Here is a 26,457-nt window from a genome sequence, read left to right on the forward strand (position 1 = left end):
GATCACCTGGCGCCGATGAAGTAAGGCGTACAGAACCACTCCACAGGAGGACCCCAGTGGCGAAGGCGAAGTTCGAGCGGACTAAGCCGCACGTCAACATCGGCACCATCGGTCACATCGACCACGGTAAGACGACCCTCACGGCCGCCATTACCAAGGTGCTGCACGACGCGTACCCGGAGCTGAACGAGGCCACCCCGTTCGACAACATCGACAAGGCTCCTGAGGAGCGCCAGCGCGGTATCACCATCTCCATCGCGCACGTCGAGTACCAGACCGAGGCGCGTCACTACGCCCACGTCGACTGCCCCGGTCACGCGGACTACATCAAGAACATGATCACCGGTGCCGCCCAGATGGACGGCGCGATCCTCGTGGTCGCCGCGACCGACGGTCCGATGCCGCAGACCAAGGAGCACGTGCTCCTGGCCCGCCAGGTCGGCGTGCCGTACATCGTCGTCGCCCTGAACAAGGCCGACATGGTGGACGACGAGGAGATCCTGGAGCTCGTCGAGCTCGAGGTCCGTGAGCTCCTCTCCGAGTACGAGTTCCCGGGCGACGACCTGCCGGTCGTCAAGGTCTCCGCTCTGAAGGCGCTCGAGGGCGACAAGGAGTGGACGCAGTCCGTCCTGGACCTCATGAACGCCGTCGACACCGCGATTCCGGAGCCGGAGCGCGACGTCGACAAGCCGTTCCTGATGCCGATCGAGGACGTCTTCACGATCACGGGTCGCGGTACGGTCGTCACCGGCCGTATCGAGCGTGGTGTCCTGAAGGTCAACGAGACCGTCGACATCATCGGCATCAAGACCGAGAAGACCACCACCACGGTCACCGGCATCGAGATGTTCCGCAAGCTGCTCGACGAGGGCCAGGCCGGTGAGAACGTCGGTCTGCTCCTCCGTGGCATCAAGCGCGAGGACGTCGAGCGCGGCCAGGTCATCATCAAGCCGGGCTCGGTCACCCCGCACACCGAGTTCGAGGCGCAGGCCTACATCCTCTCCAAGGACGAGGGTGGCCGCCACACGCCGTTCTTCAACAACTACCGTCCGCAGTTCTACTTCCGTACGACGGACGTGACCGGCGTCGTGACCCTCCCCGAGGGCACCGAGATGGTCATGCCGGGTGACAACACCGAGATGAAGGTGGAGCTCATCCAGCCCGTCGCCATGGAAGAGGGCCTGAAGTTCGCCATCCGTGAGGGTGGCCGGACCGTGGGCGCCGGCCAGGTCACCAAGATCAACAAGTGAGCTTGCTGATCTGACCTGGTAGCTCCAACGCGAGCTCCTGAAGGGGCCCGTACGACTTCGGTCGTACGGGCCCCTTTGCTTTGCGTCGGCTGGGACGCGTCAGCTGGTGGAGCCGTCCTCTACGAGGCAGAAGTCGATGTGGCTGAGGCCGTAGAAGTCGTTCGGGGGCGAACTGCTCGTGTTGAGCGGCGCGTGGAGATCCGCGTCCGCCTGGATGCCGGTGGGCCGGTAGTCATAGAGGTTGGCGTTCGGGCCGCCCTTGACGATCACGCCGATGGCGGCGAAGTCGTCGGAGATGTCGAAGTCGAAGGTGTTGTCGGTGCCGATGTTGAGGATGGTCACCTCGTCGTCGTCCCCGAACGACCCCGCCCTCACCGGATCGACCTTGACGATCCGGTCGCAGTCGAACGGGGTGATGTTGGCGGGCAGCGTGGTGAAGGTCGGGTTGCCCGCCACCTCCACCGGCTGCTCGCCGGAGTCGCTGGGCGGCCCCGGCTGAGCCGACGCGGGGCCGGCCGCGAAGGCGACCGCGAGCGCGGTGGTCAGGCCGAGGCCGACGCACCGCGCTCCCCATCTCGCTCGTGTCGACCGTGTGGTTGTTCGAGTGGTTACTCGCACGACGAGTGCTCCTTTTTGGTCTTTGTTCCGGTGTTCCGGGCAGTCTGATCATTTGCACAATCAGACCGGCGTCACTCGCCGGGGATTCGTCTTACTGGGCCGTCCGGGCGGCAGAGCACCGGAAAGGCCGAGCATCGTGCGATAACACGCCTGTATGTCCTGGGTCATGAAGTGCGGTCATAGTAAGTACATGTAAATACGGCTATCTCCCAGTTCGTGAAGGGCTACCGCCATGGCAGAGACCGCAGCGCCACCCGATTCGGGCCCCCGCCCAGGCCGGCCCGATCACCGGGCAGTCGTCGAGCGTTCCCTGCGGGGTTTCACGGGGGCGGGCTATGACAAGGGGCGTCCGTGGCTTGTCCAGGCGGCGTGGTTCGCCGTACTCCACCTCGCGTTCAGCAGGTGGTGGTTCCCGGCCCGCTGGCGGCCCGCTGTGCTGCGGGCCTTCGGCGCGCGGGTCGGGCGGCGAGTGCTGATCCGGCACGGTGTTCGTGTGCACTGGCCCTGGCGGCTGCGCATCGGGGACGACGTGTGGATCGGTGAGGGCGCCTGGCTGCTGAACCTCCAGCAGATCACGATCGGCAGCGACGTGTGCGTCTCGCAGGACGCGTTGCTGTGCACGGGAAGCCACCAACACCGCAGCCCCACCATGGAGTTCGACAACGGGCCCATCCAACTGGAGCCCGGATCCTGGGTCGCGGCCCGGGCCGTCGTACTGCGCGGCGTGACCGTCGGCCGGGGTGCGGTGGTGGGTGCCTCGGCGGTCGCCCACCGCGACGTCGCTCCGGGTGAGGTCATCACCAGTGGGGCCGCGGCATGAGGGTGGTCCACGTGGTGACGCTCGTCAGCGATGACGGAGCGTACGGCGGTCCGACGAGTGTGGCCGCCGGGCACCTGGAGGAGTGCGCCGCCCGCGGCCACGAGGTGACGCTGGTGTCCCTGTGGCGGGGCAGGTCCCCGGCGCCGGCACACCTCGGTTCGGTGCCGCTGCGCACGCGCCCGGCCCGCTCCCTGCTCCCTGGGGGATTCTCGGGGCTCATGCATCCGCTGCTGCTCAGGGACATGTGGCGCACCATGGGCAGGGCAGATGTGGTCCACATCCATGCGGGGCGCGATCTCGTCTCCATGGCTGCGCTCGCCGTCGCCGCGCTGCGCCGCAAGAGGTTCGTCGCACAGACGCACGGCATGGTGCAGCCCCGGCGCGCGGCCGTCGTCAGGCTCTTCGACCGCTTGTACGTGCCGCTGCTGCGCCGGGCGCGCGGCTGCCTGGTTCTCACCGAGCACGAACGTCGGGCCGTGGCCGAGGTCGTCGGTGCCGACGGTCCGCCACTGGTGACGCTGCCCAACGGTGTGCGCCCTGGGCGCGGAGGCGAGGCGGAGCATGGGCGTGAGACGGAGCGCGGCCGGGAGGTGCTCTTCCTCGCCCGGCTGCACCCGCGCAAGCGCCCGGAGGTCTTCGTCGAGATGGCCGCTCTCGTGCACCGGAGGATGCCCGACGCCCGCTTCACCCTTCACGGGGCGGATGAGGGGATGCTGCCGACGGTGCGCCGACTGATCGCCGCCCACGGGCTGGAGGGCATCGTCTCCTACGGCGGGGCGCTGGGGCATGCCGAGGCGCTGAAGGCCTATGCGAGGGCGGCGGTCTATGTGCTGCCCAGCATCGACGAACCGTTTCCGATGACCGTGATGGAGGCCCTCCAGGCGGGCACCCCGGTGGTGTGCACCGACAGCTGCGGCATCGCGGACGAGCTGGCTCGCCGCGAAGCGGCCGTGGTAACCGACGGCAGTGCCTGGGAGCTGGCCGAAGCGGTGTGCCGTGTGCTGGCCGACGACACGAAGCGGGGCGCCCTCGTGGAGGCGGGGCATCGCGCCGTCGCGGAGGCGTTCTCGGTCCACGCGGTGACGGATCGGCTGGAGGAGATCTACCGGGACATGTGCCCCGTGCCCCGTCCATAGGAGCCGCACCAGGGATCTGCGGCCGATCGGATGGACGCCCTGGCCATTTTGCTGGTCGGATCAGGTGAATGGGGTCCAGGCGCCTACTTTCGGGCCACGGGTTCCCTTCTCGGAACAGCCGTCCGCCCGTTCACGCACGAGGTCAGGGAATGGACTTCTCCAGCACGCTGCGGCAGCTCTCGAAGATGCAGAAACCCGCTCAGGGGGTTTCCGTCTACACACGGTTCGTCAACCGGCCGGCCGGCAGGCTGCTCGCGGCAGCGGCGTACCGTATCGGGTTCTCACCCAACCATGTGACGGCCGTCAGCGCGCTGATCACCTTCGCGGCCGTTTTCGCGACGGCTCTTCATCCGCCTTCACGTGCGCTGGGACAGTTCGTCTCGCTTGCTCTCCTGCTCGGCTTCGCACTCGATTCCGCGGACGGGCAGCTGGCCCGGCTGCACCGGTCGACCAGCCTTTCCGGAGAGTGGCTGGACCATGTGGTGGACTGCGCGAAACTTCTGGGCATTCACGCGGCGGTGCTGATTTCCTTCTACCGCTTCTTCGACCTGCCGCGTCCCGCGTTGCTGCTCCCGATCGCCTTCCAGTTCGCCGCTGTCCTGCTGTTCTTCGGGGGGATTCTCACGGAACAGCTGAGAAGGCGAAGAGGGGAGGTGCCGGCCGGACCGGTGGCTCCGCCCTCCCGTTTTCGCGGCATGGCGCTGTTGCCCGTGGATTACGGCCTGTTGTGCCTGAGCTTCCTCTTCCTGGGGAGCCGGCAGCTCTTCCTCGCGTTGTATGTCGCCTTGCTCGCGGCCCACGTCGTGCTGCTTCCGGCGTTCCTTGCCAAATGGCTCCGGGAGCTGTCCTGACGCGAACTCGATGTGAACTCGGACGGAGCCATCGGGCGCCTTGTCATGCGGAAACGCGGGGTATATCGCATGAAAAGGTGCAAACAGTGATTAATGTTCCAGGCAGATTCCGGCTTTCGAGAAGGAGCTGCCATGAGCAAGCAGGTGGACATCGTTGTCGCGGGAGGCGGGGGATTCATCGGTGGGCATCTCGCCGCAGACCTCCTGTCCCAGGGGCTGACCGTCCGGTGCGTCGACATCAAGCCGCGGCACGAGTGGCATCAAGTGCACGCCGCCGCCGAGAACGTCGTCGCCGATCTGTCCCTTCTCGACAACGCCCGCGCCGCCGTCCGGAACGCCGGCCAGGTGTACATGCTGGCCGCCGACATGGGCGGCATGGGCTTCATCGAGAACCACAAGGCGGCCTGCATGATGTCGGTGCTGATCAGCACCCACATGCTCAAGGCGGCGCACGAGGCCGGTGTCGAGCGCTACTTCTACTCCTCCTCCGCCTGTGTGTACGCCGCCGGCAGGCAGACCGACCCGAACGTCACCGCGCTGAAGGAGCGGGACGCCTATCCGGCGCAGCCCGAGGACGGTTACGGCTGGGAGAAGCTCTTCTCCGAGCGCATGTGCCGCCATTTCGAGGAGGACTACGAGTTCGTCTGCCGCGTCGCGCGCTACCACAACGTGTACGGGCCGGCGGGCACCTGGACCGGAGGCCGCGAGAAGGCCCCGGCGGCCGTGTGCCGCAAGATCGCCGAGGCAGCCCTCTCCGGTGATCACCGGATCGAGATCTGGGGCGACGGCCGGCAGACCCGTTCCTTCATGTACATCGACGACTGCCTCCACGGCACGCAGATGATCATGAACGGAGACAGCAGCGTCCCCGTCAACCTCGGCTCGTCAGAACTGGTCACCATCAACCAACTGGTCGACATCGTCGAGGAGATCGCGGGCATCCGCTGCGAGCGCAAGTACCAGCTGGACGCGCCGCAGGGCGTACGCGGCCGCAACTCCGACAACGGCCTGATCCGCGAACTGTACGGCTGGGAGCCGTCCGTCCCCCTGGCCGACGGCCTCGAGAAGACCTACGCCTGGGTCTACGACCAGGTCAAGCTCGCTCGCTCCTGATCCTTCGAACCGGCCGGGAGCAGCAGATGAGGATTCTCGTCCACGACTACAGCGGGCACCCGTTCCAGGCGCAGCTCAGCCGTGAGCTGGCGCACCGCGGTCATGACGTCGTTCACTCCACCTGCTCGGCCTACGTCTCCGGGAAGGGCAACCTCGCCGAGGACGCGGTCGCCGGCCTTCGCTTCGTCACCATCGGCGACCGCGTCGTGCTGGACAAGGGCGCCTACGTCCGACGCCTCTTCCAGGAGACGCGGCTGGGCCTGGAGCTGGCACAGCAGGTACGGCGTGAGAAGCCGGACGTGGCGATGCTGGCGAATCTGCCGATCCCGGCGCTGGTGGTGGCCGCGTCGGCGCTGAAGTCGCTGCGCATCCCCTGGGTGCTGTGGCACCAGGACATCACCGCCGTGGCGCTCAAGAGCTTCGCCGTCGCCGGAGTGTCGAGGCTGATGGGCGTCGCCGCCAGAGTCTTCGAGCAGGGCGAGAGATGGTCGGCGCGACGCGCCTCGGCGATCGTGGTGATCGCCGACTCCTTCCTGCGGATCCACCGGGAGTGGGGCACCGCCGGCAAGGTCACGGTCATTCCCAACTGGGCGCCGCTGGACGAGATTTCCCCCGCGGTCCGGGCGAATGCCTGGTCGCGGGAGCACGGCCTCACCGGCGTGCGGACCCTGCTGTACTCGGGCACCATCGGCCTCAAGCACAACCCCGTCCTGCTGGTGCGGCTCGCCGAGACCTTGCGCGAGCAGGGCGAACGGGTCCGCCTCGTCGTCGTCAACGACGGCCCGGCCGTGCCGGTCCTCAAGGAGGCCGCCGCCGAACGCGGGGTCGATCTGACCCTGTTGCCCTTCCAGCCCTACGAGCGGCTGCCCGAGGTGCTGGGCACGGGCGATGTGCTGGTCGTGCTCCTGACGGCGGACGCCGGAGAGTTCTCGGTCCCCTCCAAGACATTGTCGTATCTGTGCGCCGGGCGCCCGGTGCTGGGCCTGATGCCGGCGGACAACCTGGCGGCCGAGTTGCTCCGTCAGGCCGGCTCGGCGGTGTTCGCCCCGGAGGAGTCCTCGCTGGCCGACGCCGCCACGTGGGTCCGCGAAGTCCTGAACGACCCGGCGCGCGCCGAACTGCTGGGCAAGGAGAGCCGGGCGCTGGCCGAGCGGGAGTTCGCCCTGGAGGGGTGCGCTTCACGATTCGAGGAAATTCTGCGAGCGGCGACCCGGACCGGTGAATGATCATGGTGAATTCATAGGAATTACGCCGATTGAAACACCCTCTGAAATACCGGAGATCGACCGGACCTTCCGGTTATAAATCTATCGGCGTCGATTCATTCCGTTTGCCCGCTCATCCGGGGGTGCAGGTGCGAGGCAGTCAGAGGCGTTGCGTGGCGGCGGTGTGCTGCTGGGCCTTCCTTTTCATCGCCTTCCTGCCGGCGCTGATCCTGCAGGCCATCGACACGCGATTCGGCGTGGCACTCGCCGTGCAGTGCGTCGTCGTGGCGCACACCGGAGGCGGACTAACCCGGGTACTCACCGATACGTCGGTGCGCCTCGTCGCCTTCGGTTTCTGGCTCTTCGCCTACGTCTGGCTCGGACTGGCACCGCTCGCCATGCTCGCCACCGACAGCTACCCGCTGGGATACCGCACCGGTGAGACGACCGCTTTCGCGGCCGCCACGCTGACCGAACTCGGGCTCCTCGCCTACTGCGCGGGGGCGGCACTGGCCGCCGGACGCAAGGGCGCCCGGTCGACGGCGCTCGCGCCCCTGCTGTCCCGCAGACTCGCGCCGCTGCCCGTGCTCCTGCTGTGCGGGCTGGCACTCGCGCTCGCGATCGTGCTCATCCCCGGGCACGAAGGGGGGCTGCGAGCCTTCTTCACCAGCAGACAGGCTCTGTGGAAAACGGGCACCGAGGAGGACCACACGCATGCGCTGCGTGTCTGGCTCGTCGCCGTTCCCGCCTTCTGGGCCCTGGTGGCCCTGATCCACCTGCCCCGCCGCCGGACCGGGGGAGACCGGTTGCTGCGTGCGGTCCGATGGATGCTGCTCCCGGTCCTGCTCGCGCTCAACGTGACCGTCAACAACCCGATCAGCAGGCCGCGGTTCTGGGCCGGCACCGTACTTCTGGTCCTGCTTTTCTCATGGCCCCGGTTCAATACGCCGCGGGCCTTTCGCGTCACCGCCGCGGCGATCACGGTCGTGGTGCTGCTCGCTTTCCCGTACAGCGACTACTTCCGTTACAACGAACGCGAGTCGGTACAGGTCGTGGGGCTGGCGGAGCAGTTCACCGCCAACATGGACTACGACGCTTTTCAGCAGATGCAGACCGGCATCGATTATGTGCAGGAAAAAGGCTTCTCGCCCTCGGCCGCGCTCGGCCCCGTCCTGTTCATGGTGCCCCGCTCCCTGTGGTCCGACAAACCGCAGGCCACGGGTATCGAACTCGCCCAGTACGCGGGCTACGACTTCCAGAACCTCTCCGCGCCGCTGTGGATCGAGAGCTACCTGTGGGGCGGTGCTCCGTGTGTCGTCGCCGTCTTCTGCCTGCTCGGCGCGGCCGGACGGCGGATGGACGACATCAGGGCACGACTGTGGGACCGCCCGAGCACGCTGGCGGTTCTGCTGGTCCCCGCCTTCGCCTTCTACCAGATGATCTTCCTGCGCGGCAGCCTCCTGGGGATCATCGGCCCCCTGCTGCTGCTCCTGACCGTTCCGCTCTTCATCACCACCCGCGCGGCCAGGTCGTTCCGGCTCCCGTCACCGGCGCGGCCGCCTGCGCTGACGGGCCACGCACCCATCCCCGGACACAGGAGGCACCCGTGACCAGCCCCGCCGGTTTCGACGATCGGTACGACGACCCCGACCAGCTTCGCGACCAGGTGCGCCTCCTGCTGAGGTACCGCTCGGCCATCGCGCTGGGCGTGGTGCTCGGGCTGCTCGGCGGACTGATCCTGGTCCTGCTGCGCGCGGGCGGCTACACCTCCACCAGCGAGGTGCTCGTCCGCCCGAGAACGGACCCCTTCAACGCGATGGGGGTGTCCGTCGACAACCAGGTGAGCATGGGCACGGAACAGCAGATCGCCCTCAGCGCGACCGTCGCGGCCCGCGCGGCGAAGGCGCTGCGGCAACCGTCCCGCGCCGACGCGCTGCTGACGGACCTGCGCGTGACGAACCCCCGGGACACACAGGTGCTCCGGTTCGAGTACACGGCGGGCACCGCCCAGCGTGCGGCCCGGGTGACCAACGCGTTCGCGCAGGCCTATCTCGCCGATCGCCAGGACCGGTCCCGGGCCATGGTCACGCGGATGACCGGCGCGCTGGAACAGCAGATCACCGCGCTGACCAAGCGGATCAACGACAAGAAGGCCGACGGGTCCGGCACCGCGACCGCGGGCCTGCGGGAACAGATCGCCGTCCTGCACAAGCGGGTCTCGGACATCCGGGCCTACGACACCACCGGCGGTGACGTCGTCCGCCGGGCCGAGCCCGCGGCGCGGCCCTCGGGACCGGGCCCCGCCTGGCTCGTCGCGCTCGGACTGATCGCCGGTCTCGCCCTGGGTGTCGTGCTCGCCTGGCTGCGATCCGCCCTCGAACCGCGGGCCCGTTCGGTCGGCGAGGTCCAAGCCGCGCTGGGCGCTCCGGTGCTGGGCATCCTCCCGGAGCCCGGCACCGACGGCGCACTGCTGGAGGTGGGCCGGGCCGGCGGCAGCGGTGCTGAGGCGTACCGCACCCTCGCCTTCCGCCTGCGGGGCGGCGACGGCCGTACGGCCGTGGGCACGCTCATGATCGTGGCGCCGACTGCATCGAGGCGGGCCTCCGGCACGACGCAACGAGGTGACGAGACCGTCGCCGTGAATCTCGCCGCCGCCCTCGCCGAGTCCGGCGACGACGTACTGCTCGTGGACGCCGCCGCGCACACACCCGGCCTGTCGGCACGACTGCCGCTCTCGACCGGCGACACCGCACCGGCCGACGTCCCCGAGGGCACGGTGGTCGTCGACGCGGGCACAGCCGGGCGGTTCACGCTCTGCCCCGACAGCCGTGACATCACGGGCGACGACGTCACGGCGGCGGCGCGTGCCCTGGCATCCGCCGATTCCGAGCGGCCGACGCTCTTCCTGGCCCCGCCCCTGCTGGAGCACGCCGACGGTCTGGCGCTCGCCCAACGGGTGTCCGGCGTGCTGGTGGTGGGCGTTCTGGACGACATCAGGCGCAACGACCTCAAGCGGGTGCGCGAGCTGATCGACTGCCTGGGAGGGCACATCGTCGGCGCGGTGCTCCACCACGGCACCCGGCCCGGCCTGCTCCGCCGCGTCCTGGACAGCGACCGTGTACGTCGTGCGAGGGAGCGGATCGCATCCACGACACCGACCGCGCCGGCCGGCGACGACGCCGGGAAGCCGACGGTGCCCGTCCAGGACGACACGCTCAGCGCCTCCCGGTGAGCGCCTCCGGTACGGCCGTCTCCACCGGCGACTCGCCTGCCCGGTGCGGAGTCGCGGCCACGGCGCGCGGCGGGTGGTGGGGCTTTCTGGGCGCGACCGCCAACGCGGTCTTCGGCTACGCCCTGGTCGCCCTGGTCACCCGCGCGCTCGGGGCGTACGGCGCCGGGGCGGTGTTCACCGGCGTCGCGGGCTTCACCATCCTCTGCAACACCTGCAAGCTCGGTGCCGACACCGGGCTGGTGCGCTTCGTCTCCGGTGACCTGGCCACCACCGGGGGCCGCAGGGTGGGCGCACTCCTGCGCAGCGCGGTCGTGCCGGGAGCGGTGGCGAGTACGGCCGCCGCCGCGCTGCTCTTCTCGTCCCCCTGGACGGCCACCTCGCTGCTGCCGAGTCTCGCCCCGGACGACGCGGTGACCCTGGTCCGGCTGTTCGCCGTGTTCCTCCCCCTGGCCACGATCACCCTGGTCCTGCTGGGCGCCACGCAGGGCTACGGCACCGTGATTCCGTACGTCGGTGTCGAGCAGATCGGCAAACCCGTACTGCGCGTGCTGATCGCCGTGCCGGTCGTGCTGCTGGCGCCGGGTGTGCTGAGCCTGGCCGCTGCCTGGCTCGTGCCCTCTCTGGCGGGCTTCCTCGTCGCCTGGTTCGCACTGCGCAGGTACCGCCGGACGAGTCCGGGACACCCGTCCGCAGGGGAGGGTTCCGCCGCCCGGCGGGGATTCTGGGCGTTCGCCGCGCCACGGGCGGTGTCCTCCGTCTTCGACATCAGCGCGGTCTGGCTGGGTGTCGTCCTGCTGTCCAGCCTGGCGACGAGTGAAGAGGCGGGCATCTACACCGCCGTCGGCCGTGTCGTCATCGCGGCGACTCTGCTGCAGCTCGCCATCCGGCTGGCCGTCGCTCCGGAGATCAGCCGCCTCCTCGCCGTGGGCGACATCCCGCAGGCCCACCATCTCTACCGCATCTCGACGCGCTGGATCGTGCTGTTCTCCTGGCCACTGCTCGTCCTGCTGGCGAGCTTCCCGGGCACCGTACTCAGTTTGTTCGGGCCGGAGTTCGAGCAGGGGGCGCCCGCGCTGCTGGTGCTCTGCGTCGCCGCAGCGGTCAACGTGGGGGTGGGAAACGCCCAGACGGTGCTGCTCATGGCGGGCAAGAGCTCCTGGCATCTGGCCGTCACCGGTGTCGCGTTCGCCGTGCAGCTGACGGTCGGTCTGCTCGCCATTCCCCGGCTGGGTGTCCTCGGAGCCGCCCTGTCCTGGGGTGCGGCGACCATCGTCGAGAACCTCGTCTCGGCCGCGTTGGTGCGGCGGCATCCGGGCTTCACGTTCATCGACGACGGATACCTCCTCGCGACGGTCACCGGTCTGTGCCTCACGGTGCCGCTGGTCCTCCCCGCGCGGCTGCTGGCAGGTGACACGGCCGTCGGACTTGCCGTAGCAATCACCATGGGATTTTGCGTATTCGGTATAAGTTTGTGGAGATTTAGTACCCCTCTGGGGGTGCGTGAACTAGTCGGCGTGCTGCGCGAACGCACCACATGAGGCCCTCTCGGACCGAGACCGCCAGACCTTCCCCCCTCTCACCACCCGTATCCGCTGCAACCCGGGATGTTCCATGCGCCTGAGAAAAAGCACGAAGAGGACGGCCACCACGGCTTCGGCTGTGGCCCTCCTCGCGGCTGCCTCGCTCATCACCGCCTCGGCGTCGGCGGCCGACGGCGACGAAGTGCCCCTGACCGCCGACACCTTGGCGACCTGGCAGACCGACGGGATCGTCTGGTCGCTCGCGTACGCGGACGGTGTCGTGTACGTCGGCGGCAGCTTCGACAAGGTCCGCCCTCCGGGCGCCGGACCCGGCCAAAGTGAGGTCGTCCGCAGGAACTTCGCCGCGTTCGACGCCGCCACCGGCAGACTGCTGCCGTGCGCCGTCTCCTTCACCGGCAGCGGTGGCACGGTACGGGCGCTGAAGGCGTCGCCGGACGGGAAGGTGCTGTACGCCGGCGGTTCGTTCGCCAAGGCCGGTCGGGCCCAGGTGGCCAACGCCGTCGCGCTCGACACGGCGGACTGCTCCGTGCGCAAGGACTTCCGTCCGAGCGTGTCGTCCTTCGTGCGGGCCATCGACGTCACGAACGACACGGTCTATCTGGGGGGCGACTTCACGGTCGTCGACGGCCGGGAGAGGGAGCGCGTCGCGGCGTTCACCCGCAGAGGCTCGCTGCTGCCGTTCCAGGCGGAGATCGACCGTCCCGTATACGCCCTCAGCGCCGCGCCCGCATGGGGCAAGATCCTCGTCGGCGGTGACTTCCGCATGGTCAACGACGATCTGGAGTCGGCGCTCGTCGCCCTGCATCCCGTCACGGGCAAGACGGTGACCTCGTACCCGGACTGGCTGCCGAGCAGATCGGCCGTGAAGGCGCTGACGCGCGACAAGACCAACTTCTATGTGGCGGCCGAGGGCAGCGGGACGGGCATCTTCGACGGCCGCATCGCCGCCCGCCTCGGCAAGCGCAAGATGGTGTGGAAGGACAACTGCCTGGGTGCCACCCAGGCAATCGCCGTGCACAACGGCATCCTCTACAGCGGATCCCACGCCCACGACTGCACTGAGACACCGGGCGGTTTCCCGGAGATCCACGACCGCCAGCACTTCCTGGCCCAGTCGATCCGCAACGCCCGCATCCTGCACTGGTTCCCCGACACCAACGGAGGAACCGGCGAGGGCAACGGCCCTCGAGCGCTGGCGGTGGCGCGTGGGGTCCTGTGGGCCGGGGGCGAGTTCACCCGGGTCAACGGCAGGCCCCAGCAGAGCCTGACGCGTTTCGGGGCCGGGCCCGACAGGGGAGCCCCGGAAGATCCGCCCCGGCTCACGGCCGCGAGCCGGGGCGCCGGCCGGATCACGCTCAGCTGGCGGGCCGCATGGGACCGGGACGACGCGAAGCTGACCTACCTGATCTACCGGGACGGCCGCCTCGTGGCCTCGCCGACGCGACGGTCCACCGAGTGGCGCCGCCCGCAGATGACGTACACGGATTCCGTCACCCCCGGCTCGCGGCATCGCTACACGATCGCCGTCACCGACGGCCGGAACGCCTCGGCCACGTCGGATGCGCTCGTGGTCACCGCGTCCGCCGCCGGGCGCGCGAAGGGCAAGCGTTGACGGGGGAACGCCTCGGTTACGCGCCCGGGGTCTTCGACCTCTTCCACGTGGGCCATCTGAACATCCTGCGCCGGGCCCGGGGGCACTGCGACCGGCTCATCGCCGGCGTCTGCTCCGACGACCTCGTGGTGCGCCTGAAAGGGCGGCCGCCTGTCGTACCGCTCGCCGAGCGGCTGCAGATCGTCCGCAGTGTGCGCTATGTGGACGAGACGTTCGTCGCGACCGTGGACGACAAGATCGAGATCTGGAAGGAAGTCGGTTTCGACGTCATCTTCAAAGGTGACGACTGGCTCGGCACGGAGGTCTGGACGACTCTCGAAGCCGAATTCGCGAGGGTGGGCGTGGAGGTCGTCTACTTTCCGTACACCGTGCACACCTCGAGCACGCTGCTACGGGACGCGCTCCGCCTCCTCGCCCAGCAGAGTCCTCCCGGGCCGGTCGCGCGACAGCTCGCGGGCCCCCGGCCGAAGGAAACGCAGGGCTGACGCAGGTCCCCGCCTCGCTCATCGCTGCGGCCGCCCCTGTCGGCGGCCGCAGTGGCGTCCACGACCCCGATGGTCTCGCCGCAGGGCAGTGGCCATCGGGTTTGACGTGCGTCACCCTCGGGGTATTCTCTCCGGCTCGATTGGCGGAGCCCCCGCCCCATATGGCAGACTGTCCGAGTTGCTCGGTCGAGTGTTGATGCTGCGCGCCTCCCGCCGGGAGGACCGGAAGCGAGTCCCACAGTACTCGTCGCCCTAACTGCCGTGAGGCAGCGCTGGGGCGGACGTACGGGAATCTTCCGGGAAGTGTATGCGCGGCACCGGCCAGGCGCCCGGTGGGCCTCCTAGCTCCCGGCTTGCGGTTCCGGAAGGGCCGTGTTCCCACGCAGGGATGTTCGAACAAGGGACATCTGTGTCAGCGGGAGTGCGACACGCCCGACCGCGTGGGTCGGAGGGGGTCAAGGGAACACCGGGTTCCAGAGCGTAAGAGAGACAGGACTACTGAGTAGCCATGGCGGGACAGAAGATCCGCATCCGGCTCAAGGCCTACGACCACGAGGTCATCGACAGCTCGGCGAAGAAGATCGTCGAGACGGTGACGCGTACTGGTGCGTCGGTCGCGGGCCCGGTGCCGCTGCCCACTGAGAAGAACGTGTACTGCGTCATCAAGTCGCCGCACAAGTACAAGGACTCGCGCGAGCACTTCGAGATGCGCACGCACAAGCGCCTGATCGACATCCTCGACCCGACCCCCAAGACCGTTGACTCTCTGATGCGACTCGACCTCCCGGCCGGTGTCGACATCGAGATCAAGCTCTGAGGCGCGGTGATCTGAGAGATGGCTAAGCAGATCAAGGGCATCCTGGGCGAGAAGCTCGGCATGACGCAGGTGTGGGACGAGAACAACCGTGTTGTTCCGGTCACCGTCGTCAAGGCCGGCCCCAACGTCGTCACCCAGGTTCGTACCAACGACGTCGACGGCTACGAGTCCGTCCAGCTCGCCTTCGGCGAGATCGACCCGCGCAAGGTGAACAAGCCCCTCAAGGGCCACTTCGCGAAGGCCGACGTCACCCCCCGTCGTCACCTCGTCGAGATCCGCACCGCGGACGCCTCCGAGTACACGCTCGGCCAGGAAGTCACCGCCGAGGTGTTCGAGGCCGGCGTGAAGGTCGACGTCACCGGCAAGAGCAAGGGCAAGGGCTTCGCCGGTGTCATGAAGCGCCACAACTTCGGTGGCCTCGGCGCCGGTCACGGCACCCAGCGCAAGCACCGCTCTCCCGGTTCCATCGGTGGCTGCGCCACCCCGGGCCGTGTGTTCAAGGGCCTCCGCATGGCGGGTCGCATGGGCAACGAGCGGGTCACCACCCAGAACCTGACCGTCCACGCCGTTGACGCGGAGAAGGGTCTGCTGCTCATCAAGGGCGCGGTTCCCGGTCCGAACGGCGGCCTCGTCCTGGTCCGCACCGCGGCCAAGGGGGCCTGAGGTAACCGATGAGCACTGTTGACATCCTTTCGCCGGCGGGCGAGAAGGCCGGTACCGTCGAGCTCCCCGCGGAGATCTTCGACGTAGAGAAGATCAGCGTTCCGCTGCTTCACCAGGTCGTCGTCGCGCAGCTGGCCGCTGCCCGCCAGGGCACGCACAAGACCAAGACCCGCGGTGAAGTCCGTGGTGGTGGCAAGAAGCCGTACCGCCAGAAGGGCACCGGTCGCGCCCGTCAGGGTTCGACCCGCGCGCCGCAGTTCGCCGGTGGTGGCGTCGTGCACGGTCCCGTGCCGCGTGACTACTCGCAGCGGACCCCGAAGAAGATGAAGGCCGCGGCCCTGCGCCACGCCCTCACCGACCGGGCCCGCAACAACCGCATTCACGTCGTCTCCGGCGTGATCGAGGGCGAGACCCCCTCCACGAAGGCCGCGAAGAGCCTGTTCGGCAAGATCAGCGAGCGCAAGAACCTGCTCCTGATCGTCGAGCGCGCCGACGAGGCCGCGTGGCTGTCCGCCCGCAACCTGCCCCAGGTCCACATCCTGGAGCCGGGCCAGCTGAACACGTACGACGTTCTCGTCTCCGACGACGTGGTCTTCACCCAGGCCGCCTTCGAGTCCTTCGTGTCCGGCCCGAAGGCCAATGACACCGAAGGGAGCGAGGCCTGATGGCTATCCGTCACCCCGCCATTGCCTCCAAGGCCGCCAAGAAGGCCAAGGCCGCGCGCGTCGCCAAGGCGCGTCGTCACGCCACCGAGGGCAAGAACACCGTCGAGACCCCGCTGAGCAAGGCGTACACGGACCCCCGTGACGTCCTGATCAAGCCGGTCGTCTCGGAGAAGAGCTACGCGCTCCTCGACGAGAACAAGTACACGTTCATCGTCGACCCGAACGCCAACAAGACCCAGATCAAGCAGGCCGTCCAGGCGGTCTTCGAGGTCAAGGTCACCGGGGTCAACACGATCAACCGCCAGGGCAAGCGCAAGCGGACCCGCACGGGCTTCGGCCAGCGTGCCGGCACCAAGCGCGCGATCGTGACCCTTGCCGAGGGCGACCGTATCGACATCTTCGGCGGTCCGACCGCCTGAGGGCGGTCCGGATCGTCCGATATCGGACGAGGACTGAGAAATGGGAATCCGCAAGTACAAGCCGACTACGCCGGGCCGTCGTGGTTCCAGCGTCGCCGACTTCGTCGAGGTCACGCGGTCCACGCCGGAGAAGTCGTTGGTCCGCCCCCTGCACAGCAAGGGTGGCCGTAACAACTCCGGTCGTGTGACCGTCCGCCACCAGGGCGGTGGCCACAAGCGCGCCTACCGCGTGATCGACTTCCGTCGTCACGACAAGGACGGCGTGCCGGCGAAGGTCGCGCACATCGAGTACGACCCCAACCGCACCGCGCGCATCGCGCTGCTGCACTACGCCGACGGCGAGAAGCGCTACATCCTCGCCCCGCGCAACCTGCAGCAGGGTGACCGCGTCGAGAACGGTCCCGGGGCCGACATCAAGCCGGGCAACAACCTGGCGCTGCGCAACATCCCGGTCGGTACCACGATCCACGCGATCGAGCTCCGTCCCGGTGGCGGCGCCAAGTTCGCCCGCTCCGCCGGTGCCTCCGTGCAGCTGCTCGCGAAGGAGGGCCAGATGGCCCACCTGCGCATGCCCTCCGGTGAGATCCGCCTGGTCGACGTGCGCTGCCGCGCCACCGTCGGCGAGGTGGGCAACGCCGAGCAGAGCAACATCAACTGGGGTAAGGCCGGCCGTAAGCGCTGGCTGGGCGTTCGCCCGACCGTTCGCGGTGTGGCGATGAACCCGGTTGACCACCCGCACGGTGGTGGTGAGGGCAAGACCTCCGGTGGTCGCCACCCGGTCTCCCCGTGGGGTCAGAAGGAAGGTCGTACTCGTGCTCCCAAGAAGGCGAGCAACAAGTACATCGTCCGCCGCCGCAAGACGAACAAGAAGCGCTAGGAGCGGGTTTAGATGCCGCGCAGTCTCAAGAAGGGGCCCTTCGTCGACGACCACCTGATCAAGAAGGTGGAAGCCCAGAACGAAGCCGGCACCAAGAACGTCATCAAGACCTGGTCCCGTCGCTCCATGATCGTGCCGGCCATGCTCGGCCACACGCTCGCGGTGCACAACGGCAAGACCCACATCCCGGTGTTCGTCACCGAGTCGATGGTCGGCCACAAGCTCGGCGAGTTCTCGCCGACGCGCACCTTCCGGGGCCACGTCAAGGACGACCGGAAGTCGAAGCGCCGCTAGTAGCGGATCGCATTCAGACACGTAAGTAACTGAGAGGGACAACCATGGAAGCCAGGGCCCAGGCGCGGTACATCCGCGTTACGCCCATGAAGGCCCGCCGCGTGGTGGACCTTATCCGTGGCATGGATGCCACGGAGGCTCAGGCTGTTCTGCGATTCGCTCCGCAGGCAGCCTCCGTGCCCGTCGGCAAGGTGCTCGACAGCGCCATCGCCAACGCCGCGCACAACTACGACCACCCGGACGCCTCCTCGCTGTTCATCAGCGAGGCGTACGTCGACGAGGGCCCGACCCTGAAGCGGTTCCGTCCGCGTGCCCAGGGCCGTGCCTACCGGATCCGCAAGCGGACCAGCCACATCACCGTGGTCGTCGCCAGCAAGGAAGGAACCCGGTAATGGGCCAGAAGGTTAACCCGCATGGGTTCCGGCTCGGTGTCACCACGGACTTCAAGTCCCGGTGGTACGCCGACAAGCTGTACAAGGACTACGTCAAGGAAGACGTCGCCATCCGTCGGATGATGACGTCCGGCATGGAGCGCGCCGGTATCTCGAAGGTTGAGATCGAGCGCACCCGTGACCGTGTCCGCGTGGACATCCACACCGCGCGTCCGGGCATCGTCATCGGCCGCCGTGGCGCCGAGGCCGACCGCATCCGCGGTGACCTCGAGAAGCTCACGGGCAAGCAGGTCCAGCTGAACATCCTCGAGGTCAAGAACCCCGAGACCGACGCTCAGCTGGTTGCCCAGGCCGTCGCCGAGCAGCTCTCCTCCCGCGTCTCCTTCCGTCGGGCCATGCGTAAGAGCATGCAGTCCGCCATGAAGGCCGGCGCCAAGGGCATCAAGATCCAGTGCGGTGGCCGCCTCGGCGGCGCCGAGATGTCCCGCTCGGAGTTCTACCGCGAGGGCCGTGTGCCCCTGCACACGCTCCGTGCGAACGTGGACTACGGCTTCTTCGAGGCCAAGACGACCTTCGGCCGCATCGGTGTGAAGGTCTGGATCTACAAGGGCGACGTCAAGAACATCGCCGAGGTCCGCGCCGAGAACGCTGCGGCCCGTGCGGGTAACCGCCCGGCCCGCGGTGGTGCCGACCGCCCGGCCCGTGGTGGCCGCGGTGGCGAGCGGCGCGGTCGTAAGCCGCAGCAGGCTGCCGGCGCCGAGGCCCCCAAGGCCGAGGCTCCCGCGTCCGCTCCGGCTGAGAGCACCGGAACGGAGGCCTGACCGACATGCTGATCCCCCGTAGGGTCAAGCACCGCAAGCAGCACCACCCGAAGCGCTCTGGCATGTCCAAGGGTGGAACGCAGGTTGCGTTCGGCGAGTACGGCATCCAGGCGCTCACCCCGGCGTATGTGACGAACCGTCAGATCGAGGCCGCTCGTATCGCCATGACGCGTCACATCAAGCGTGGTGGCAAGGTCTGGATCAACATCTACCCGGACCGTCCGCTCACCAAGAAGCCCGCTGAGACCCGCATGGGTTCCGGTAAGGGTTCTCCGGAGTGGTGGATCGCCAACGTCAAGCCCGGACGCGTGATGTTCGAGCTGTCGTACCCCAACGAGAAGATCGCCCGTGAGGCGCTGACTCGTGCGGCCCACAAGCTGCCGATGAAGTGCCGGATCGTCAAGCGCGAGGCAGGTGAAGCGTGATGTCGGCCGGTACCAAGGCGTCCGAGCTGCGCGAGCTGGGCAACGAGGAGCTTCTGGCGAAGCTCCGCGAGGCCAAGGAAGAGCTGTTCAACCTCCGCTTCCAGGCGGCGACCGGTCAGCTCGAGAACCACGGTCGGCTGAAGGCCGTCCGCAAGGACATCGCGCGGATCTACACCCTGATGCGTGAGCGCGAGCTGGGCATCGAGACGGTGGAGAGCGCCTGATGAGTGAGAGCAACGTGACTGAGCAGACTGCAGAGGCCCGCGGCTTCCGCAAGACCCGTGAGGGTCTCGTCGTCAGCGACAAGATGGACAAGACCGTCGTCGTCGCCGTCGAGGACCGCGTCAAGCACGCGCTGTACGGCAAGGTCATCCGCCGTACCAACAAGCTCAAGGCGCACGACGAGCAGAACGCTGCGGGCGTCGGCGACCGCGTCCTCCTCATGGAGACCCGGCCGCTGTCCGCGACGAAGCGCTGGCGCGTCGTCGAGATCCTCGAGAAGGCCAAGTAATTCCTGCGGGGAACATCCCGCAGGTCAGTTCCGCCAGGCTCGGCAGGGGCTCACCTCGTAACGAGGCGGCCCCTGCCGGGAACCGGCAGACAAACAGGAGATAGACGTGATCCAGCAGGAGTCGCGACTGCGTGTCGCCGACAACACTGGTGCGAAGGAGATCCTTTGCATCCGTGTGCTCGGTGGCTCCGGTCGCCGCTACGCGGGCATCGGTGACGTCATCGTCGCCACCGTCAAGGACGCGATCCCCGGTGGCAACGTGAAGAAGGGTGACGTCGTCAAGGCGGTCATCGTTCGCACCGTCAAGGAGCGCCGCCGTCCGGACGGCTCGTACATCCGCTTCGACGAGAACGCCGCCGTCATTCTGAAGAACGACGGCGACCCTCGCGGCACCCGCATCTTCGGCCCGGTCGGCCGTGAGCTGCGCGAGAAGAAGTTCATGAAGATCATCTCGCTCGCGCCGGAGGTGCTGTAAGCATGAAGATCAAGAAGGGCGACCTGGTCCAGGTCATCACCGGCAAGGACAAGGGCAAGCAGGGCAAGGTCATTGCCGCTTACCCGCGCGACGAGCGCGTCCTGGTCGAGGGTGTCAACCGGGTCAAGAAGCACACGAAGGCCGGTCCGACCGCTCGCGGTTCCCAGGCCGGCGGCATCGTGACCACCGAGGCGCCGATCCACGTCTCCAACGTCCAGCTGGTCGTGGAGAAGGACGGTCAGAAGGTCGTCACGCGTGTCGGCTACCGCTTCGACGAAGAGGGCAACAAGATCCGCGTTGCCAAGCGGACGGGTGAGGACATCTGATGGCTACCACCACCACTCCGCGTCTGAAGACGAAGTACCGCGAGGAGATCGCGGGCAAGCTGCGTGACGAGTTCAAGTACGAGAACGTCATGCAGGTTCCCGGCCTCGTCAAGATCGTGGTCAACATGGGTGTCGGCGACGCCGCCCGTGACTCGAAGCTGATCGAGGGCGCGATCCGCGACCTGACCACCATCACCGGTCAGAAGCCGGCCGTCACCAAGGCCCGCAAGTCCATCGCGCAGTTCAAGCTGCGTGAGGGCCAGCCGATCGGTGCCCACGTCACGCTCCGTGGCGACCGCATGTGGGAGTTCCTGGACCGCACCCTGTCGCTCGCGCTGCCGCGCATCCGCGACTTCCGTGGTCTGTCCCCCAAGCAGTTCGACGGCCGTGGCAACTACACCTTCGGTCTCACGGAGCAGGTCATGTTCCACGAGATCGACCAGGACAAGATCGACCGTACCCGGGGTATGGACATCACCGTGGTCACCACGGCGACCAACGACGCTGAGGGCCGCGCGCTCCTTCGTCACCTCGGCTTCCCGTTCAAGGAGGCGTGAGCGAGATGGCGAAGAAGGCTCTGATTGCCAAGGCTGCTCGCAAGCCCAAGTTCGGTGTGCGTGGCTACACCCGCTGCCAGCGCTGCGGCCGTCCGCACTCCGTGTACCGCAAGTTCGGCCTGTGCCGCGTGTGCCTTCGTGAGATGGCTCACCGTGGCGAGCTGCCGGGCGTGACCAAGAGCTCCTGGTAATCCCCGTTATTTAGGGATTCCGGAAGCTCTCGGTAAGCATCTGGGTGGACAGGGGCCCGCCCCCACATGGCTTAGGCTTGTGGGGTTGGGCGCCTGTCACGCCCGTACGACTTACTACGCCGTAGGTCCACCGCGCCGCACCCGTCCCGTCTCGGATCGGGGAGAGGGATGGCGCACCAGGAAACCCCGGCGAGAGAGGCCGAAGGCCAATTCATGACCATGACTGATCCGATCGCAGACATGCTTACGCGTCTGCGGAACGCGAACTCGGCGTACCACGACACCGTGGCGATGCCGCACTCGAAGATCAAGTCGCACATCGCGGAGATCCTCCAGCAGGAGGGCTTCATCACGGGCTGGAAGGTCGAGGACGCCGAGGTCGGCAAGAACCTCGTCCTGGAGCTGAAGTTCGGCCCCAACCGTGAGCGCTCCATCGCGGGCATCAAGCGGATCTCCAAGCCCGGTCTCCGGGTGTACGCGAAGTCCACCAACCTGCCGAAGGTGCTCGGCGGCCTCGGCGTGGCGATCATCTCCACGTCCCACGGGCTCCTCACCGACAAGCAGGCCGGCAAGAAGGGCGTAGGCGGAGAAGTCCTCGCCTACGTCTGGTAGCAGAAGGGAACGGAGGAAACAGCTATGTCGCGCATCGGCAAGCTCCCCATCGCGGTTCCCGCCGGCGTGGACGTCACCATCGACGGCCGTACGGTCAAGGTCAAGGGCCCCAAGGGCGAGCTGACCCACACCGTCTCGGCTCCGATCGAGGTCGCCAAGGGCGAGGACGGCACCCTGCAGGTGACCCGCCCGAACGACGAGCGTCAGAACAAGGCCCTGCACGGCCTGTCCCGCACGCTGGTGGCGAACATGATCACCGGCGTGACCCAGGGTTACGTGAAGAAGCTCGAGATCAGCGGTGTCGGTTACCGCGTGACCGCCAAGGGCTCGAACCTCGAGTTCGCGCTCGGTTACAGCCACCCGATCCTGGTCGAGGCCCCCGAAGGCATCACCTTCAAGGTCGAGGCGCCCACGCGTTTCTCGGTCGAGGGCATCGACAAGCAGAAGGTCGGCGAGGTCGCGGCGAACATCCGCAAGCTGCGCAAGCCCGACCCGTACAAGGCCAAGGGCGTCAAGTACGAGGGCGAAGTCATCCGCCGCAAGGTCGGAAAGGCGGGTAAGTAAGCCATGGCATACGGGCAGAAGATCCTCAAGGGTGACGCCTACAAGCGTGCTGCCATCAAGCGTCGCCACATCCGGATCCGTAAGAAGGTCTCGGGTACGGCTGAGCGTCCCCGTCTGGTCGTGACCCGCTCCAACCGCCACATCGTGGCGCAGGTGATCGACGACCTGAAGGGCCACACCCTGGCGTCGGCGTCCACCCTGGACGCCTCGGTCCGTGGTGGCGAGGGCGACAAGTCCTCGCAGGCCAAGCAGGTCGGCGCCCTGGTCGCCGAGCGTGCCAAGGCCGCCGGTGTCGAGGCCGTCGTGTTCGACCGTGGTGGTAACCAGTACGCCGGGCGCATCGCCGCTCTGGCGGACGCCGCCCGCGAGGCCGGGCTCAAGTTCTGAGCCGGTTCCGCTAAACAGACAAGGAAGGTAAGTCCAATGGCTGGACCCCAGCGCCGCGGTGGCGGTGCCGGTGGCGGCGAGCGGCGGGACCGGAAGGGCCGTGACGGCGGCGCTGCTGCCGCCGAGAAGACCGCGTACGTTGAGCGCGTCGTCGCGATCAACCGCGTCGCCAAGGTTGTGAAGGGTGGTCGTCGCTTCAGCTTCACCGCGCTGGTCGTGGTGGGCGACGGTGACGGCACCGTGGGTGTCGGTTACGGCAAGGCCAAGGAGGTGCCGGCCGCCATCGCCAAGGGCGTTGAGGAGGCCAAGAAGCACTTCTTCAAGGTCCCCCGCATCCAGGGCACCATCCCGCACCCCATCCAGGGTGAGAAGGCTGCCGGCGTCGTGCTGCTCAAGCCCGCGTCCCCCGGTACCGGTGTTATCGCCGGTGGTCCGGTGCGTGCCGTGCTCGAGTGCGCCGGTATCCACGACGTGCTGTCGAAGTCGCTCGGCTCCGACAACGCGATCAACATCGTGCACGCGACCGTGGAGGCCCTGAAGGGCCTGCAGCGTCCCGAGGAGATCGCGGCCCGCCGTGGTCTGCCGCTCGAGGACGTCGCTCCCGCGGCTCTTCTCCGTGCGCGTGCCGGGGCGGGTGCGTAATCATGGCGCAGCTCAAGATCACGCAGGTCAAGTCCTACATCGGCAGCAAGCAGAACCACCGTGACACCCTGCGGTCGCTTGGTCTCAAGGGGATCAACACCGTGGTCGTCAAGGAGGACCGCCCCGAGTTCCGCGGCATGGTGCACACCGTCCGCCACCTCGTGACGGTCGAGGAGGTCGACTGATCATGGCGGAGCAGAACCCGCTGAAGATCCACAACCTCCGTCCCGCCCCGGGCGCCAAGACCGCCAAGACCCGTGTGGGTCGTGGTGAGGCGTCGAAGGGTAAGACGGCCGGTCGTGGTACCAAGGGCACCAAGGCCCGCTACCAGGTTCCGGAGCGCTTCGAGGGTGGCCAGATGCCGCTGCACATGCGCCTCCCGAAGCTGAAGGGCTTCAAGAACCCGTTCAAGACCGAGTACCAGGTCGTGAACCTCGACAAGCTGGCCGCGCTGTACCCCGAGGGTGGCGAGGTCACCGTCGAGGGCCTCGTGGCCAAGGGTGCCGTTCGCAAGAACAGCCTCGTCAAGGTCCTCGGCCAGGGCGAGATCTCCGTGGCGCTGCAGGTGACGGTCGACGCCGTCTCCGGCTCCGCCAAGGAGAAGATCACCGCCGCCGGCGGCAGCGTCACCGAGCTCGTCTGAACCCATCAGGCGTCTCGATGACTTGAGCGGTCCCGACCGGGGATACCCCACAAATGGGGTATCCCCGGTTGGTCGTTCCAAGGGGGGCTGTCTCGCCGGTAAGGTGGCCTGCACTGCCCACTTTTACTGAGTGCTTCGTGTGAGGCACTCTGAGCGGCAGTTGACCGTTAGCTAAGTCGTTCCTATTAGTCGAACCTCAAGACCGTCACCCTTGACGCAGTTGCGCGGGGGTCGCAGGAGGCACCGTGCTCACCGCGTTCGCCCGGGCGTTCAAGACGCCCGACCTGCGCAAGAAGCTGCTCTTCACGCTCGGCATCATCGTCATCTACCGGATCGGTACCCACATTCCGATCCCCGGCGTCGACTACAGGGCCGTCCAGATCTGTATCGACCAGGCGAGCACCAACCAGGGCCTCTTCGGTCTGGTCAACATGTTCAGTGGCGGCGCGCTGCTTCAGATCACGATCTTCGCGCTCGGCATCATGCCGTACATCACGGCGAGCATCATCCTTCAGCTGCTGACCGTCGTGATCCCGCGCCTGGAAGCCCTCAAGAAGGAGGGCCAGGCCGGTACGGCGAAGATCACGCAGTACACCCGTTACCTGACGGTGGCGCTCGCCATCCTGCAGGGCACCGGCCTGGTGGCGACCGCCCGCAGCGGCTCGCTGTTCCAGAACTGCCAGGTGGCCGGCCAGATCGTGCCGGACCGCTCGATCTTCACCACCATCACGATGGTCATCACCATGACCGCCGGTACGGCCGTCGTCATGTGGCTCGGTGAGCTCATCACCGACCGCGGCATCGGCAACGGCATGTCGATCCTGATGTTCATCTCGATCGCCGCCACCTTCCCGTCGGCCCTGTGGGCCATCAAGCAGCAGGGCGACCTGGCGGGCGGCTGGATCGAGTTCGGCACCGTCATCGCCGTCGGCCTGTTCATGGTCGGCCTGGTGGTCTTCGTCGAGCAGGCCCAGCGCCGTATTCCGGTGCAGTACGCCAAGCGCATGATCGGCCGCCGTTCCTACGGTGGTACGTCGACCTACATCCCGCTCAAGGTGAACCAGGCGGGTGTGATTCCCGTCATCTTCGCCTCGTCGCTGCTCTACATCCCCGCGCTGATCGTGCAGTTCTCCAGCTCCCCGGAGTCCGGGTGGGCGACCTGGATCACAAAGAACTTGGCCGACACGGCGGCGCCGGTTCACATCACTCTCTACTTCTTCCTGATTGTCTTCTTCGCGTTCTTCTACGTGGCCATCTCGTTCAACCCCGAGGAAGTCGCGGACAACATGAAGAAGTATGGTGGCTTCATCCCGGGCATCCGGGCTGGCCGACCGACCGCTGAGTACCTTTCCTATGTGCTCAACCGGATCACCTGGCCGGGTTCGCTGTATCTGGGGCTGATCGCTCTCGTACCGACGATGGCGTTGGCAGGGTTTGGGGCAAACTCGAACTTCCCGTTCGGCGGGACCAGCATCCTGATCATCGTGGGTGTCGGTCTCGAGACCGTGAAGCAGATCGAGAGCCAGCTTCAGCAGCGCAATTACGAAGGGTTCCTCCGCTGATGCGAATCGTCCTCGTCGGGCCGCCGGGTGCCGGAAAGGGAACGCAGGCCGCGTTCCTGGCCAAGAACCTGTCGATCCCGCACATCTCCACGGGCGACCTGTTCCGCGCCAACATCAGCCAGCAGACGGAGCTCGGGAAGCTCGCGAAGTCCTACATGGACGCGGGCAACCTGGTGCCGGACGAGGTCACCATCGGGATGGCCAAGGACCGCATGGAGCAGCCGGACGCCGAGGGCGGCTTCCTGCTGGACGGCTTCCCCCGCAATGTGTCCCAGGCCGAGGCGCTCGACGAGATGCTCCAGTCCGAGAGCATGAAGCTGGACGCGGTGCTGGACCTCGAGGTCCCCGAGGAAGAGGTCGTCAAGCGGATCGCCGGGCGGCGGATCTGCCGCAAGGACTCCAGCCACGTCTTCCACGTCACCTACAGCCGGCCGAAGCAGGAAGGCGTCTGCGACGCCTGCGGCGGCGAGCTGTACCAGCGGGACGACGACTCGGAGGAGACCGTCCGCAAGCGGCTGGAGGTCTACCACACGCAGACCGAGCCGATCATCGACTACTACAAGGCGCAGGGACTGGTGGTCACCATCTCCGCGCTGGGCAAGGTCGAAGAGGTCACGGCGCGTGCCATGGAGGCGCTGCAGCGTGGCGAGGACGGCAAGTAGGAGCGTTCACAGCTCGTACGTAGCTCAGGCCGCGGTTCCCGGTGAGGGGGCCGCGGCTGCTGCGTGGGGTGGGGTGTGCGGACTCCGCC

35 protein-coding genes are annotated in these 26,457 nt (G+C 67.5%); 34 read left to right on the forward strand and 1 reads right to left on the reverse strand.

Annotated elements, in window-relative coordinates:
* Positions 1 to 56: 56 nt before the first annotated feature.
* A complete protein-coding gene (gene tuf, locus ACZ7L6_RS24310; protein ID WP_390741020.1) occupies positions 57 to 1,250 on the forward strand; it encodes an elongation factor Tu in 1,194 nt (397 codons plus the stop codon).
* Between the two features lie 99 nt (positions 1,251 to 1,349).
* Here the strand turns inward: tuf and ACZ7L6_RS24315 are convergent, their stop codons facing one another.
* Positions 1,350 to 1,868 (reverse strand): hypothetical protein, encoded by a 519-nt coding sequence (locus ACZ7L6_RS24315; RefSeq protein ID WP_471927220.1) that lies wholly within the window; start codon positions 1,866 to 1,868, stop codon positions 1,350 to 1,352.
* Between the two features lie 232 nt (positions 1,869 to 2,100).
* On the opposite strand from ACZ7L6_RS24315, the gene ACZ7L6_RS24320 reads away from it, so the two are divergent.
* From ACZ7L6_RS24320 to ACZ7L6_RS24480, 33 genes are all read left to right on the forward strand, one after another.
* Entirely contained in the window at positions 2,101 to 2,688 is a 588-nt protein-coding gene (locus tag ACZ7L6_RS24320; RefSeq protein WP_471927222.1) for an LbetaH domain-containing protein, read from the forward strand.
* A complete protein-coding gene (locus tag ACZ7L6_RS24325) occupies positions 2,685 to 3,824 on the forward strand; it encodes a glycosyltransferase (protein ID WP_471927224.1) in 1,140 nt (379 codons plus the stop codon). The genes ACZ7L6_RS24320 and ACZ7L6_RS24325 overlap by 4 nt, the downstream gene beginning before the upstream one ends.
* A 149-nt stretch (positions 3,825 to 3,973) precedes the next feature.
* Entirely contained in the window at positions 3,974 to 4,675 is a 702-nt protein-coding gene (locus tag ACZ7L6_RS24330) for a CDP-alcohol phosphatidyltransferase family protein (RefSeq protein ID WP_471927226.1), read from the forward strand.
* Positions 4,676 to 4,807: 132 nt separating this feature from the next.
* On the forward strand, positions 4,808 to 5,788 hold the full coding sequence (locus ACZ7L6_RS24335) for an NAD-dependent epimerase/dehydratase family protein (RefSeq protein WP_471927228.1): 981 nt from the start codon (positions 4,808 to 4,810) through the stop codon (positions 5,786 to 5,788).
* A 26-nt stretch (positions 5,789 to 5,814) separates the two neighbouring features.
* The gene (locus ACZ7L6_RS24340; RefSeq protein WP_471927230.1) at positions 5,815 to 7,014 is read left to right on the forward strand and encodes a glycosyltransferase family 4 protein; all 1,200 of its coding nucleotides are present in this window, start codon (positions 5,815 to 5,817) and stop codon (positions 7,012 to 7,014) included.
* 152 nt (positions 7,015 to 7,166) lie between these two features.
* Entirely contained in the window at positions 7,167 to 8,603 is a 1,437-nt protein-coding gene (locus tag ACZ7L6_RS24345) for a hypothetical protein (RefSeq protein WP_471927232.1), read from the forward strand.
* Complete coding sequence (locus ACZ7L6_RS24350) at positions 8,600 to 10,225, forward strand: YveK family protein (RefSeq protein WP_471927234.1); 1,626 nt, start codon at positions 8,600 to 8,602, stop codon at positions 10,223 to 10,225. The genes ACZ7L6_RS24345 and ACZ7L6_RS24350 overlap by 4 nt, the downstream gene beginning before the upstream one ends.
* Positions 10,222 to 11,763: an oligosaccharide flippase family protein gene (locus tag ACZ7L6_RS24355; protein ID WP_471927236.1), complete on the forward strand. Its 1,542-nt coding sequence runs from the start codon at positions 10,222 to 10,224 to the stop codon at positions 11,761 to 11,763. Before ACZ7L6_RS24350 ends, ACZ7L6_RS24355 begins: the two co-directional genes overlap by 4 nt.
* 73 nt (positions 11,764 to 11,836) lie before the next feature.
* Positions 11,837 to 13,378, forward strand: coding sequence for a fibronectin type III domain-containing protein (locus ACZ7L6_RS24360; RefSeq protein WP_471927238.1), 1,542 nt, complete (start codon positions 11,837 to 11,839; stop codon positions 13,376 to 13,378).
* The gene (locus ACZ7L6_RS24365; protein ID WP_471927240.1) at positions 13,375 to 13,863 is read left to right on the forward strand and encodes an FAD synthase family protein; all 489 of its coding nucleotides are present in this window, start codon (positions 13,375 to 13,377) and stop codon (positions 13,861 to 13,863) included. Before ACZ7L6_RS24360 ends, ACZ7L6_RS24365 begins: the two co-directional genes overlap by 4 nt.
* A gap of 508 nt (positions 13,864 to 14,371) precedes the next feature.
* On the forward strand, positions 14,372 to 14,680 hold the full coding sequence (gene rpsJ / locus ACZ7L6_RS24370; protein WP_003948644.1) for a 30S ribosomal protein S10: 309 nt from the start codon (positions 14,372 to 14,374) through the stop codon (positions 14,678 to 14,680).
* 18 nt (positions 14,681 to 14,698) lie between these two features.
* A complete protein-coding gene (gene rplC / locus ACZ7L6_RS24375; RefSeq protein ID WP_019753089.1) occupies positions 14,699 to 15,343 on the forward strand; it encodes a 50S ribosomal protein L3 in 645 nt (214 codons plus the stop codon).
* A gap of 8 nt (positions 15,344 to 15,351) precedes the next feature.
* The gene (gene rplD, locus ACZ7L6_RS24380) at positions 15,352 to 16,008 is read left to right on the forward strand and encodes a 50S ribosomal protein L4 (protein WP_471927242.1); all 657 of its coding nucleotides are present in this window, start codon (positions 15,352 to 15,354) and stop codon (positions 16,006 to 16,008) included.
* Positions 16,008 to 16,427 carry a 50S ribosomal protein L23 gene (gene rplW / locus ACZ7L6_RS24385; protein ID WP_471927244.1) on the forward strand — a complete coding sequence of 140 codons (420 nt, stop codon included), beginning with the start codon at positions 16,008 to 16,010 and terminating at the stop codon, positions 16,425 to 16,427. Before rplD ends, rplW begins: the two co-directional genes overlap by 1 nt.
* Positions 16,428 to 16,467: 40 nt before the next feature.
* On the forward strand, positions 16,468 to 17,304 hold the full coding sequence (gene rplB, locus ACZ7L6_RS24390; RefSeq protein WP_037887002.1) for a 50S ribosomal protein L2: 837 nt from the start codon (positions 16,468 to 16,470) through the stop codon (positions 17,302 to 17,304).
* Between the two features lie 12 nt (positions 17,305 to 17,316).
* Positions 17,317 to 17,598, forward strand: a complete 282-nt coding sequence (gene rpsS / locus ACZ7L6_RS24395) for a 30S ribosomal protein S19 (RefSeq protein ID WP_019753092.1) — start codon at positions 17,317 to 17,319, stop codon at positions 17,596 to 17,598.
* Positions 17,599 to 17,642: 44 nt separating this feature from the next.
* Positions 17,643 to 17,990: a 50S ribosomal protein L22 gene (gene rplV / locus ACZ7L6_RS24400; protein ID WP_019753093.1), complete on the forward strand. Its 348-nt coding sequence runs from the start codon at positions 17,643 to 17,645 to the stop codon at positions 17,988 to 17,990.
* Entirely contained in the window at positions 17,990 to 18,811 is an 822-nt protein-coding gene (gene rpsC / locus ACZ7L6_RS24405) for a 30S ribosomal protein S3 (RefSeq protein ID WP_003998826.1), read from the forward strand. The genes rplV and rpsC overlap by 1 nt, the downstream gene beginning before the upstream one ends.
* 5 nt (positions 18,812 to 18,816) lie before the next feature.
* Positions 18,817 to 19,236 (forward strand): 50S ribosomal protein L16, encoded by a 420-nt coding sequence (gene rplP, locus ACZ7L6_RS24410; protein ID WP_030745246.1) that lies wholly within the window; start codon positions 18,817 to 18,819, stop codon positions 19,234 to 19,236.
* Complete coding sequence (gene rpmC, locus ACZ7L6_RS24415) at positions 19,236 to 19,460, forward strand: 50S ribosomal protein L29 (RefSeq protein WP_003974259.1); 225 nt, start codon at positions 19,236 to 19,238, stop codon at positions 19,458 to 19,460. The genes rplP and rpmC overlap by 1 nt, the downstream gene beginning before the upstream one ends.
* Entirely contained in the window at positions 19,460 to 19,747 is a 288-nt protein-coding gene (rpsQ, locus tag ACZ7L6_RS24420; RefSeq protein ID WP_003992363.1) for a 30S ribosomal protein S17, read from the forward strand. The genes rpmC and rpsQ overlap by 1 nt, the downstream gene beginning before the upstream one ends.
* 106 nt (positions 19,748 to 19,853) lie before the next feature.
* Positions 19,854 to 20,222 (forward strand): 50S ribosomal protein L14, encoded by a 369-nt coding sequence (rplN, locus tag ACZ7L6_RS24425; protein WP_003998823.1) that lies wholly within the window; start codon positions 19,854 to 19,856, stop codon positions 20,220 to 20,222.
* Positions 20,223 to 20,224: 2 nt separating this feature from the next.
* A complete protein-coding gene (rplX, locus tag ACZ7L6_RS24430) occupies positions 20,225 to 20,548 on the forward strand; it encodes a 50S ribosomal protein L24 (RefSeq protein ID WP_433045758.1) in 324 nt (107 codons plus the stop codon).
* On the forward strand, positions 20,548 to 21,105 hold the full coding sequence (gene rplE / locus ACZ7L6_RS24435; RefSeq protein WP_015658460.1) for a 50S ribosomal protein L5: 558 nt from the start codon (positions 20,548 to 20,550) through the stop codon (positions 21,103 to 21,105). Before rplX ends, rplE begins: the two co-directional genes overlap by 1 nt.
* A gap of 5 nt (positions 21,106 to 21,110) precedes the next feature.
* On the forward strand, positions 21,111 to 21,296 hold the full coding sequence (locus tag ACZ7L6_RS24440; RefSeq protein WP_003948630.1) for a type Z 30S ribosomal protein S14: 186 nt from the start codon (positions 21,111 to 21,113) through the stop codon (positions 21,294 to 21,296).
* 213 nt (positions 21,297 to 21,509) lie between these two features.
* Complete coding sequence (gene rpsH, locus ACZ7L6_RS24445; protein WP_015658459.1) at positions 21,510 to 21,908, forward strand: 30S ribosomal protein S8; 399 nt, start codon at positions 21,510 to 21,512, stop codon at positions 21,906 to 21,908.
* A gap of 24 nt (positions 21,909 to 21,932) precedes the next feature.
* Entirely contained in the window at positions 21,933 to 22,472 is a 540-nt protein-coding gene (rplF, locus tag ACZ7L6_RS24450; protein ID WP_031477828.1) for a 50S ribosomal protein L6, read from the forward strand.
* 3 nt (positions 22,473 to 22,475) lie between these two features.
* Positions 22,476 to 22,859 carry a 50S ribosomal protein L18 gene (gene rplR / locus ACZ7L6_RS24455; protein ID WP_471927249.1) on the forward strand — a complete coding sequence of 128 codons (384 nt, stop codon included), beginning with the start codon at positions 22,476 to 22,478 and terminating at the stop codon, positions 22,857 to 22,859.
* Positions 22,860 to 22,895: 36 nt separating this feature from the next.
* Positions 22,896 to 23,501, forward strand: coding sequence for a 30S ribosomal protein S5 (gene rpsE / locus ACZ7L6_RS24460; RefSeq protein WP_009190144.1), 606 nt, complete (start codon positions 22,896 to 22,898; stop codon positions 23,499 to 23,501).
* A gap of 2 nt (positions 23,502 to 23,503) precedes the next feature.
* The gene (gene rpmD / locus ACZ7L6_RS24465) at positions 23,504 to 23,686 is read left to right on the forward strand and encodes a 50S ribosomal protein L30 (RefSeq protein ID WP_003998814.1); all 183 of its coding nucleotides are present in this window, start codon (positions 23,504 to 23,506) and stop codon (positions 23,684 to 23,686) included.
* 2 nt (positions 23,687 to 23,688) lie between these two features.
* Positions 23,689 to 24,144, forward strand: coding sequence for a 50S ribosomal protein L15 (rplO, locus tag ACZ7L6_RS24470; protein WP_019753100.1), 456 nt, complete (start codon positions 23,689 to 23,691; stop codon positions 24,142 to 24,144).
* A gap of 245 nt (positions 24,145 to 24,389) precedes the next feature.
* Positions 24,390 to 25,706, forward strand: coding sequence for a preprotein translocase subunit SecY (gene secY / locus ACZ7L6_RS24475; protein WP_471927251.1), 1,317 nt, complete (start codon positions 24,390 to 24,392; stop codon positions 25,704 to 25,706).
* Positions 25,706 to 26,368 (forward strand): adenylate kinase, encoded by a 663-nt coding sequence (locus ACZ7L6_RS24480; protein WP_471927253.1) that lies wholly within the window; start codon positions 25,706 to 25,708, stop codon positions 26,366 to 26,368. Before secY ends, ACZ7L6_RS24480 begins: the two co-directional genes overlap by 1 nt.
* Positions 26,369 to 26,457: the final 89 nt, after the last annotated feature.

The sequence above is a fragment of the Streptomyces sp. NPDC107522 genome (assembly GCF_055657525.1).

Excerpts from the sequence above, each read along its gene's own strand:
- ACZ7L6_RS24320 (WP_471927222.1), top strand. The coding sequence starts at position 2,101 with ATGGCAGAGACCGCAGCGCCACCCGATTCGGGCCCCCGCCCAGGCCGG.
- ACZ7L6_RS24325 (WP_471927224.1), top strand. The coding sequence starts at position 2,685 with ATGAGGGTGGTCCACGTGGTGACGCTCGTCAGCGATGACGGAGCGTAC.
- ACZ7L6_RS24330 (WP_471927226.1), top strand. The coding sequence starts at position 3,974 with ATGGACTTCTCCAGCACGCTGCGGCAGCTCTCGAAGATGCAGAAACCC.
- ACZ7L6_RS24335 (WP_471927228.1), top strand. The coding sequence starts at position 4,808 with ATGAGCAAGCAGGTGGACATCGTTGTCGCGGGAGGCGGGGGATTCATC.
- ACZ7L6_RS24340 (WP_471927230.1), top strand. The coding sequence starts at position 5,815 with ATGAGGATTCTCGTCCACGACTACAGCGGGCACCCGTTCCAGGCGCAG.
- ACZ7L6_RS24360 (WP_471927238.1), top strand. The coding sequence starts at position 11,837 with ATGCGCCTGAGAAAAAGCACGAAGAGGACGGCCACCACGGCTTCGGCT.
- rpsJ (WP_003948644.1), top strand. The coding sequence starts at position 14,372 with ATGGCGGGACAGAAGATCCGCATCCGGCTCAAGGCCTACGACCACGAG.
- rplC (WP_019753089.1), top strand. The coding sequence starts at position 14,699 with ATGGCTAAGCAGATCAAGGGCATCCTGGGCGAGAAGCTCGGCATGACG.
- rplD (WP_471927242.1), top strand. The coding sequence starts at position 15,352 with ATGAGCACTGTTGACATCCTTTCGCCGGCGGGCGAGAAGGCCGGTACC.
- rplW (WP_471927244.1), top strand. The coding sequence starts at position 16,008 with ATGGCTATCCGTCACCCCGCCATTGCCTCCAAGGCCGCCAAGAAGGCC.
- rplB (WP_037887002.1), top strand. The coding sequence starts at position 16,468 with ATGGGAATCCGCAAGTACAAGCCGACTACGCCGGGCCGTCGTGGTTCC.
- rpsS (WP_019753092.1), top strand. The coding sequence starts at position 17,317 with ATGCCGCGCAGTCTCAAGAAGGGGCCCTTCGTCGACGACCACCTGATC.
- rplV (WP_019753093.1), top strand. The coding sequence starts at position 17,643 with ATGGAAGCCAGGGCCCAGGCGCGGTACATCCGCGTTACGCCCATGAAG.
- rpsC (WP_003998826.1), top strand. The coding sequence starts at position 17,990 with ATGGGCCAGAAGGTTAACCCGCATGGGTTCCGGCTCGGTGTCACCACG.
- rplP (WP_030745246.1), top strand. The coding sequence starts at position 18,817 with ATGCTGATCCCCCGTAGGGTCAAGCACCGCAAGCAGCACCACCCGAAG.
- rpmC (WP_003974259.1), top strand. The coding sequence starts at position 19,236 with ATGTCGGCCGGTACCAAGGCGTCCGAGCTGCGCGAGCTGGGCAACGAG.
- rpsQ (WP_003992363.1), top strand. The coding sequence starts at position 19,460 with ATGAGTGAGAGCAACGTGACTGAGCAGACTGCAGAGGCCCGCGGCTTC.
- rplX (WP_433045758.1), top strand. The coding sequence starts at position 20,225 with ATGAAGATCAAGAAGGGCGACCTGGTCCAGGTCATCACCGGCAAGGAC.
- rplE (WP_015658460.1), top strand. The coding sequence starts at position 20,548 with ATGGCTACCACCACCACTCCGCGTCTGAAGACGAAGTACCGCGAGGAG.
- ACZ7L6_RS24440 (WP_003948630.1), top strand. The coding sequence starts at position 21,111 with ATGGCGAAGAAGGCTCTGATTGCCAAGGCTGCTCGCAAGCCCAAGTTC.
- rpsH (WP_015658459.1), top strand. The coding sequence starts at position 21,510 with ATGACCATGACTGATCCGATCGCAGACATGCTTACGCGTCTGCGGAAC.
- rplF (WP_031477828.1), top strand. The coding sequence starts at position 21,933 with ATGTCGCGCATCGGCAAGCTCCCCATCGCGGTTCCCGCCGGCGTGGAC.
- rplR (WP_471927249.1), top strand. The coding sequence starts at position 22,476 with ATGGCATACGGGCAGAAGATCCTCAAGGGTGACGCCTACAAGCGTGCT.
- rpsE (WP_009190144.1), top strand. The coding sequence starts at position 22,896 with ATGGCTGGACCCCAGCGCCGCGGTGGCGGTGCCGGTGGCGGCGAGCGG.
- rpmD (WP_003998814.1), top strand. The coding sequence starts at position 23,504 with ATGGCGCAGCTCAAGATCACGCAGGTCAAGTCCTACATCGGCAGCAAG.
- rplO (WP_019753100.1), top strand. The coding sequence starts at position 23,689 with ATGGCGGAGCAGAACCCGCTGAAGATCCACAACCTCCGTCCCGCCCCG.
- ACZ7L6_RS24480 (WP_471927253.1), top strand. The coding sequence starts at position 25,706 with ATGCGAATCGTCCTCGTCGGGCCGCCGGGTGCCGGAAAGGGAACGCAG.